At 76.5% G+C, this 8,257-nt stretch carries 7 protein-coding genes and 2 rRNA genes; 8 read left to right on the top strand and 1 reads right to left on the bottom strand.

The features are described 5' to 3' along the window. Together NH602_RS25175 and rrf are read left to right on the top strand one after the other, a co-directional pair. Positions 1-87, top strand: a 23S ribosomal RNA gene (locus NH602_RS25175); the annotation flags it as partial. Positions 88-224: 137 nt separating this feature from the next. Further along, positions 225-341, top strand: a 5S ribosomal RNA gene (rrf, locus tag NH602_RS25180). A gap of 1,314 nt (positions 342-1,655) precedes the next feature. On the opposite strand, the gene NH602_RS25185 is transcribed toward rrf, so the two are convergent. Beyond that, the gene (locus tag NH602_RS25185; RefSeq protein WP_253069085.1) at positions 1,656-1,973 is read right to left on the bottom strand and encodes a hypothetical protein; all 318 of its coding nucleotides are present in this window, start codon (positions 1,971-1,973) and stop codon (positions 1,656-1,658) included. 4 nt (positions 1,974-1,977) lie between these two features. Here NH602_RS25185 and NH602_RS25190 point away from each other — a divergent pair, with 4 nt between their 5' ends. The 6 genes from NH602_RS25190 to recN form a co-directional block, all read left to right on the top strand. Continuing rightward, positions 1,978-3,351, top strand: coding sequence for a hypothetical protein (locus NH602_RS25190; protein ID WP_253069086.1), 1,374 nt, complete (start codon positions 1,978-1,980; stop codon positions 3,349-3,351). Beyond that, positions 3,348-4,355, top strand: coding sequence for an HAD-IIA family hydrolase (locus NH602_RS25195; protein ID WP_253069087.1), 1,008 nt, complete (start codon positions 3,348-3,350; stop codon positions 4,353-4,355). Before NH602_RS25190 ends, NH602_RS25195 begins: the two co-directional genes overlap by 4 nt. Positions 4,356-4,425: 70 nt before the next feature. Then, on the top strand, positions 4,426-4,632 hold the full coding sequence (locus NH602_RS25200) for a hypothetical protein (RefSeq protein ID WP_062402852.1): 207 nt from the start codon (positions 4,426-4,428) through the stop codon (positions 4,630-4,632). 2 nt (positions 4,633-4,634) lie between these two features. Continuing rightward, positions 4,635-5,468 carry a TlyA family RNA methyltransferase gene (locus NH602_RS25205; protein ID WP_253069088.1) on the top strand — a complete coding sequence of 278 codons (834 nt, stop codon included), beginning with the start codon at positions 4,635-4,637 and terminating at the stop codon, positions 5,466-5,468. Further along, entirely contained in the window at positions 5,465-6,391 is a 927-nt protein-coding gene (locus NH602_RS25210) for an NAD kinase (protein ID WP_073575229.1), read from the top strand. Before NH602_RS25205 ends, NH602_RS25210 begins: the two co-directional genes overlap by 4 nt. A 90-nt stretch (positions 6,392-6,481) precedes the next feature. After that, positions 6,482-8,257: DNA repair protein RecN (recN, locus tag NH602_RS25215; RefSeq protein ID WP_253069089.1), on the top strand; the 1,776-nt coding region annotated here is incomplete at its 3' end.

Below are 8,257 nucleotides of genomic sequence, written 5' to 3' on the forward strand. Positions count from 1 at the left end.
CAGTAGATGACTGGGTTGATAGGCCGGAGATGGAAGCCCTGTGAGGGGTGGAGTTGACCGGTACTAATAGGCCGAGGGCTTGCCACAACGAGTTGTTCGCATCCACTGTGTGACCCTGAGTCCACAAACGTCCATGTTCTCGGTGATCCGGGGATCGTGGGGTTGGTTTGTGTGCTCGACCCCTGTCCTGAGTTTTTGGGGTGGGGTGATAGTTGGATAGTGTTGTCGGTGGTCATTGCGGTAGGGAGACGCCCGGTCCCATTCCGAACCCGGTAGCTAAGCCTTCCAGCGCCGATGGTACTGCACTCGCCAGGGTGTGGGAGAGTAGGTCGCCGCCGACATTCAACCTCTGAAAGGGGAGTCCGCAACGGTGTAGTAGCCGCTGTGGACTCCCCTTTTTCGTATGTCTGCAGCCGTGTCCGCCTCTGTGCGCGGGCCGGTTCGCCCAGTGCGGTCGCCGACCGCGGAAGTGACGGTGTTCGTTTGTACCCTGACCACGTGACGGACGGGGAACGTCCCGGCAACGGCCGGGCAGGCGAGGAGCGCGGTTCGCGCAGCGGGTCGGGATGGTCGCGCGGTGACGACCAGCGGGGACGGCGCCGCGACGGCGACGACCGCACGCGTCGCGACGACCGGGGCACCCGTGGCGGCGGCGACCGTGCGCGCGACGACCGGGGACGTCCGGGCGAGCGCCGCACCGAGGGCCGCTCCTGGTCCGACCGGGGTGGACGCGACACCGGCCGGCGCGACAGCGGCTTCCGCGGCCACGACCGCTCCGACCGCGGGCCGCGTCGCGACGACGACCGTCGCCCCGCCCGTGACGACGACCGCCGTTCCGGTGGCACCGGCCGGCGCGACTCGTTCCGGGGTGGCGGTGACGAACGCGGTGGCCGGCCCTCCGCGGGCCGTGAGGACCGCCGTCCCTACCGTGACCGCGACGACCGTGGCGCCCGTCCGCAGCGCGACGACGACCGCGGCGGCCGCCCGTTCCGGGACCGCGCCGGTCGTCCCTCCTCCGGCCGTGACGACCGTGATGGCCGCTCGTTCTCCGGCCGTGACGACCGTGATGGCCGCTCGTTCTCCGGTCGCGACGACCGTGGCGGTCGTTCCTTCCCCGGTCGCGACGACCGCGGGGGACGTCCGTTCCGCGGCGGCGACGACCGGGGCGGTCGCCCGTCCGGGGACCGTGACGACCGCGGTGCCCGCTCGTTCCGTGACCGGGACGACCGCGGCGGCCGTTCCTTCGGTGGCCGTGACGACCGGGCCCCTCGTCCGCAGCGCGACGACGACCACGGCGGCCGTTCGTTCCGTGACCGTGACGACCGCGGGGGACGTCCGTCCGGTGACCGCGGTGCCCGTTCCTTCCGGGACCGCGACGAGCGTGGCGCCCGTCCGCAGCGCGGCGACGACCGTGGCGGCCGTTCGTTCCGCGATCGCGACGACCGGGCCGGCCGCCCGTCCCGGGACCGTGACGACCGCGGCGGCCGACCCTTCGGTAACCGTGACGACCGTGGCCCCCGTCCGCAGCGCGAGGACGACCGTGGTGCCCGTCCCTACCGGAACCGTGACGACCGCGCGCCCCGCGGTCGCGACGATCGTGGCGAGGACCGGCGCAGCCCGTCCCGGGACCGGGAGGACCGCCCGTACCGCGTCCGTCAGGAGCGCCCGTCGCACGACCGCCCGTCCGAGCGGTCCGCGGCCGTCGAGCCCCAGGACGTCGCGCAGCCGGCCGCGGTGCAGGCCGAGCCGGCCGGTGACGCGCCTGCCGTGACGCCGTCGACGACCGACACGCGGGAGGCGGCCACGCCGACCGGCGCATCCGCCTCCGACACCGCTACCCGGGTTCCGGAGACCTCGCCCGCGGAGGCGGCCGACGCGCCGGTCACCCGCGACGAGCGCACCGACGACGCGGTCAGCACGGGCAGCACCGCGTCCGACGGCCCCCGGTCCGACAGCGGGGACCGGACCGACACCCCCGTGACCGACGCCCGCGGGGCCGGTACCGGGGCCGACGCTGTCGACCGCACCGGGACCGCCCCGGGCACGACCGGATCGGACGCCGACACCGTCGACGGTCCGCGCACCGACCGTGCCGAGCGCCCCATCGGGCGCGACGAGCGTCGCCCGCTCCGTGACCGTGACGACCGTGGCCCGCGCCGGGAGCGTGACGATCGTGGCCCGCGTGGCGGCCGGGACGACCGGGGCCCGCGCTCCGGCCGTGACGACCGCAGGCGCGACGACCGGGGCCGGAACGACCGTGGGCGCGACGACCGTGGCCGCGACGACCGCCGTGACCGCGACGCCCGTCCGCGACGGGCGATCCCGGAGTCGGCCGAGCGGACCTTCGTCGCCGAGCCGGACCTGCCGGACTCGGTGACGGCCGCCGAGCTCGACCCGAGCGTGCGCCGGGACCTGCGCGGCCTCCAGAAGGAGACCGCCGAGGTGGTGGCGCGGCACCTCGTCGCGGCGGGGCTGCTCGTCGACGAGGACGCCGTGCAGGCGCTCGAGCACGTGCGCTACGCGCGGCGCCGAGCGTCGCGGATCGCGGTCGTCCGGGAGGCCGCCGGCATCGTCGCCTACCACGCGGGGGAGTGGAACGAGGCCCTCGGCGAGTTCCGCGCCGCCCGCCGGATGGGCGGCGGACCGGGGCACGTGCACGTCATGGCCGACATCGAGCGCGCCCTCGGCCGTCCCGAGCGTGCTCTCGACCTGGCCCGCAGCCCGGAGGCCCGCGACCTCGGCCACGAGGAGCGGATCGAGCTGCTCATCGTCGCCGCGGGCGCCCGGCGCGACCTGGGCGAAGCCGACGCCGCCGTCGTCGGGCTCCAGGTCCCCGAGCTCGACCCGGTCCGCCGCGACCCGTGGAGCGCCCGCCTGTTCTACGCCTACGCCGACAACCTGCTCGCCGCGGGCCGGGAGTCGGAGGCCGTGCAGTGGTTCGTCCACGCCCACGACGCCGACCGGCACCGGGAGACCGACGCCGCCGCGCGGATCGCCGAGCTGACCGGTGACGAGCTCGAGGGCGCCGACGACGAGCTCTCCGTCGGCTGGGAGGACGTGCCCTCGGCCGCCGACGACCACGCCGAGGCGCCGCACATCGACGCCCCGGCGCCGTCCGGCCGGATCGACGCCGACGACCACGCCGGCGCGGTCGGCGACCCCGGTGCCGACGGCGCGTCCGGGGCCGACGCCCCGAGCGCCGACGGGACCGACGTCGACGGGACCGACGAGGTCCGCGGCGACACCGACGCGACCGACGGAGGCGCCGTGGCCGAGGAGCAGGACGCCTCCGGGGCGGCTCCCGCCACGGACCACCAGCAGGGCCGGGACACCGGGGCCGGCGACCGGTGACCGACGACCTCCTGTCCCGCCACGACGTCCTCCTGGCCGACCTCGACGGCACCCTCTACCGGGGCCCCGAGGTCGTCCCGGGGGCCGTCGAGGCGGTGCGTGGGGCCGCGGACCGTGGCGTGCCCACGGTGTACGTCACCAACAACGCCTCGCGCAGCCCCGCCGACGTCGCGGCGCACCTCGCCGAGCTCGGCTTCCCGGCCCGCGTCGAGGACGTCCGCACCAGCTCACAGGCCGCTGCCGCGATGCTGGCCGAGCAGCTCCCGCCGGGCGCGCGGGTGCTGGTCGTCGGCACGTCGGCGCTGGCCGACGAGGTCCGGGCCCGCGGGCTCGCCGTCGTCGGTGACGCCGAGGGCGCGGACGCCGTCGTCCAGGGGCACTCGCCCGACACCGGGTGGCGGATCCTGGCCGAGGCGGTCGTCGCCGTCCGGGCCGGAGCGTTGTGGGTCGCCTCCAACGTCGATCCCACACTTCCGACCGAGCGCGGGCCGCTGCCCGGCAACGGCTCGATGGTCCAGGTCGTGCGGACGGCGACCGGCGCACGGCCGCAGGTGGCGGGCAAGCCCGCCGCCCGGCTGCTCCGCGAGGGGTGTGGCGACGCGCAGGCCCCGCTCGTCATCGGGGACCGGCTCGACACCGACATCGAGGGTGCCAACGCCATGGGCGCCCCGTCGCTGATGGTCCTGACCGGGGTCAGCGGCGCCGCGGAGCTGCTCGCCGCCGCCCCGGAGCTGCGGCCCACCCACATCGGCGCCGACCTCGCCGCGCTCACCCGCCCACCGGACGAGCTGGCCCCCGGGCCGCGGCCCGGCTGGGACGTCCGCGCCGACGGCGGCACGCTCGTGCTGTCCGGCGACGGGGACGGGCCCGAACCCACGGTGGACGCGCTGCGTGCCCTGTGCGCGGTGGCCTGGGAGCAGGGCGTCCACGACGTCCGCCCCGACGGTGCGGCCGCCGCCGCGGCACTGGCCGGCCTCGGCCTGGCGGAGCGGCCAGGGCGGTGACGCCGCGTCGCGGCCGCGGTCGGGACCGTCGGCTACCGTGGCGTCAGAACCCCGTCCCCGGAGATCATCCATGAGCGTTCCCGCACCCGGACCCCGTCCGGGCGACCCGCGGCCCGAGCAGGACCGCCCCGTCGCGGCCCTGCGTGCCGAGGTCGACGCGGCCGTCGCGGCGCTCGACGCGCTGGACGACCGTCCGGTCTCCGAGCACCCGGCCGCGTTCGAGCGGGTGCACGCCGCGCTCGGCCGCGCGCTGAGCGCCGGCTCGGAACGGGAGTGACGATGGGCCCCACCCGCGCCCGCCTGGACGCCGAGCTCGTCCGCCGCAAGCTCGCCCGCTCCCGCGGCCAGGCCGCCGAGCTGATCGCCGCAGGCCGGGTCGTCGTCAACGGCATGCCGGCGGCGAAGCCCGCCACCGTGGTGGACCGGGACGCACCGGTCCTCGTCCGCCCGGACGACGACGGCGAACCCGACTGGGCCTCCCGTGGCGCCAAGAAGCTGCTCGGCGCCCTCGACGCGTTCACCGACGTCGACCCCGCCGGGCGGCGCTGCCTCGACGCGGGCGCCTCCACCGGCGGCTTCACCGACGTGCTGCTCACCCGCGGGGCGGCCGAGGTCGTCGCCGTCGACGTCGGGTACGGCCAGCTGGTGTGGCGGCTGCAGTCCGACGAGCGCGTCCACGTGCACGACCGCACCAACGTCCGGGCCCTCGAACCGGAGCAGATCGGCGGGACGGTCGACCTGACCGTCGCCGACCTGTCGTTCATCTCGCTGCGCACCGTGCTGCCGGCCCTCGCCGGCTGCACCGCGCCCGGAGGCGACCTGCTACCCATGGTGAAACCACAGTTCGAGGTCGGGAAGGACCGGCTCGGCTCCGGCGGGGTCGTACGGGACCCGGGTCTGCGCATCGAGGCGCTGCACGGGGTCGCGACCGCCGCCGCCACGGCCGGGCTGCACGTCCTCGGCGCGACCGCGAGCCCGCTGCCCGGCCCGTCGGGCAACGTCGAGTACTTCCTGCACCTGCGCCGGCCCGTCGACGGCCCGGCCGGCGTCGCCCCCGAGCAGCCCGAGCTCGCGCCGATGCTGGCCGCCGCGGTCGCGGACGGCCCCGCATGAGGGACGTCCTGCTGGTCCTGCACACCGGGCGGCCCACCAACCGCAAGACCGCGCTGCACGTGATGGGCGAGCTCGGGCGGCTCGGCCTGCGCACCCGGGTGCTCGCCGACGAGTGGGCCGAGCTCGCCGCGGACCCCGACGTGCCGGCGGGCTACGAGCCGGTCCCGGTCCCCGGGAGCCCGGAGTGCGCCCGCGGCGCCGAGGCGGTCCTGGTCCTCGGCGGTGACGGCACCCTGCTGCGCGCCGCCGACCTCGCCCGCCACGCCGGCGTGCCCCTGCTGGGCGTCAACCTCGGCCACGTCGGCTTCCTCGCCGAGGCCGAGGAGGACACCCTGCCCGAGGCGCTGCAGAAGCTCGCCGACGGCGACTACGAGGTCGAGGAACGGACCACCCTCGAGGCCGTCGTCACCGCCGCCGGGCAGGTGCTCGGCCGGGCGTGGGCGCTGAACGAGGCCGTCGTCGAGAAGACCACCCGCGGCCGCATCCTCGAGGTTGTCCTCGAGGTCGACGGCCGCCCGGTGTCCTCCTTCGGCTGCGACGGGGTGCTCTGCTCCACCCCGACCGGCTCCACCGCCTACGCCTTCTCCGCGGGCGGGCCGCTGATCTGGCCGCAGGTGCAGGCACTGCTGGTGGTCCCCAGCAACGCACACGCCCTGTTCGCCCGGCCGATGGTGATCGCGCCGGAGAGCACCGTCGCGATCGAGGTGTCCGCCGACGGCCCGTCCGCCGTGCTGGACTGCGACGGGCGTCGCACCGTCGCGGTGCCGCCCGGGGCCCGGGTGGAGCTGCGGCGTGCGTCGGAGCCCGTGCGGATGGTGCGCCTGGCCGCGCAGCCCTTCGCCGACCGGCTCGTCCGCAAGTTCGACCTGCCCGTCCGGGGCTGGCGCGGGGCCCGGACCCAACCACCGGGTTCGAACACCTGATCGACCGTTCGGCGCACGGGAACATCCGTTCGGTGCCGTTCGCGTGTCGGGGCTCGAACGCTGTCGGTGTTCGAACGTATGGTCCCACGCATGTTGTCCGAGATGCGGATCCAGGGCCTCGGCGTGATCGACGACGCGACCCTGGAGCTCGACCCGGGCCTGACCGTGCTGACCGGCGAGACCGGCGCCGGGAAGACCATGGTCGTGACCGGGCTGAACCTCCTCGGCGGTGGCCGCGCGGAGTCCTCGCGGGTGTCGGCCGGGGCGAGGCGCGCCGTCGTCGAGGGCCGGTTCGCGGCCTCGCCGGGGGCGCTGGAACTGGCCGAGGAGGTGGGCGCCGAGGCCGACGACGACGGGTCGCTGATCGCGGCCCGCACCGTGTCGGCCGACGGGCGCTCCCGGGCCCACCTGGGCGGGCGGTCGGTGCCCAACGGGGTGCTGGGCAGGCTCGCCGAGACCCAGCTCGCGGTGCACGGGCAGAACGACCAGCTGCGGCTGCTGCGCGGCTCCGACCAGCGGGCCCTGCTCGACCGCTTCGCCGGGGACCCCGTCGCGGTCCCGCTGGCCGCCTACCGGACGGTGCGCACCGAGTGGCTGCAGGTGGTCACCGAGCTCGCCGAGCGGCGGGACAACGCCCGCCGGCTCGCCCAGGAGGCGGACCTGCTGCGCCACGGTCTCGCCGAGATCGAGGCCGCCGACCCGCAGCCCGGTGAGGACCGCGAGCTCGTCGAACAGGCCCGCCGGATGGCCGAGGCCGACGACCTGCGAGCCGCCGCCGAGAGCGCACACCTCGCTCTGTCCGGGTCGGACGACGGCGAGGCCCCCGGCGCCGTCGGGCTCGCCGGGCAGGCCAAGGGGCTCGCCGAGGGCAGTGGCGACCCCGCGCTGGAGGAGCTCGGCCCGCGCCTCACCGAGGCCATCGCGGTCCTCGCCGACGCCGCGGCCGAGCTGAGCGGCTACCTCGACCGGCTCGACGCCGACCCCGAGCTGCTGTCCCGCGTCCTGACCCGCCAGGCCGAGCTCAAGGCGCTCACCCGCAAGTACGCCGCGGACACCGACGGCGTGCTGGCCTGGGCGGACACCGCCCGCGAGCGGTTGTCCGGGCTCGACACCTCCGACGAGGCGCTCGCCGAGCTGTCGGCCCGCCGTGACGCACTCGCCGGTGAGCTGGCCGGTCACGCCGCCGCGATCACCGCGGCGCGCACCGCCGCCGCCTCCCGGCTGGCCGAGGCGACGACGGCGGAACTCGCCGGGCTCGCCATGAAGGACGCGACGTTGCAGGTCGGCGTGCATCCGCGGCCCGCTGCCGACACCGGGCCGGTGCTCGAGGTCGGCGGGCGGCGCTGCCAGGCCGGGTCGAGCGGCGTCGACGAGGTCGAGATCCGGCTCGTCCCGCACGCCGGGGCGGTGGCACAGCCGCTGCACAAGGGCGCCTCCGGCGGCGAGCTGTCCCGGGTCATGCTGGCCCTGGAGGTCGCGCTCGCCGGCGCCGACCCGGTGCCGACCATGGTGTTCGACGAGGTCGACGCCGGCGTCGGCGGCCGGGCCGCGGTGGAGATCGGCCGCCGGCTCGCGCAGCTCGCGGCCCGCCACCAGGTCATCGTCGTCACACACCTGCCGCAGGTCGCGGCGTACGCCGACCGGCACCTCGTGGTGCAGAAGGCGTCCGGGGCGGGCGTCACCCGCTCCAGCGTGCGGCGGCTCACCGAGGAGGAGCGCACCGGGGAGCTGGCACGGATGCTGGCCGGGATGGACGACACCGACACCGGCCGCGCGCACGCCGAGGAGCTGCTCAGCGCCGCGACCGCGCACCGGGAGGCCGACCGCGCGGCGGCACGGCCCGCGGACCTGGCCGAGGCCCGGTCG

Origin of the sequence: Pseudonocardia sp. McavD-2-B, assembly GCF_024124365.1 — a bacterium.
Taxonomy (GTDB): Bacteria; Actinomycetota; Actinomycetes; order Mycobacteriales; family Pseudonocardiaceae; genus Pseudonocardia; species Pseudonocardia alni.

Excerpts from the sequence above, each read along its gene's own strand:
- NH602_RS25200 (WP_062402852.1), top strand. The coding sequence starts at position 4,426 with ATGAGCGTTCCCGCACCCGGACCCCGTCCGGGCGACCCGCGGCCCGAG.
- NH602_RS25210 (WP_073575229.1), top strand. The coding sequence starts at position 5,465 with ATGAGGGACGTCCTGCTGGTCCTGCACACCGGGCGGCCCACCAACCGC.
- NH602_RS25205 (WP_253069088.1), top strand. The coding sequence starts at position 4,635 with ATGGGCCCCACCCGCGCCCGCCTGGACGCCGAGCTCGTCCGCCGCAAG.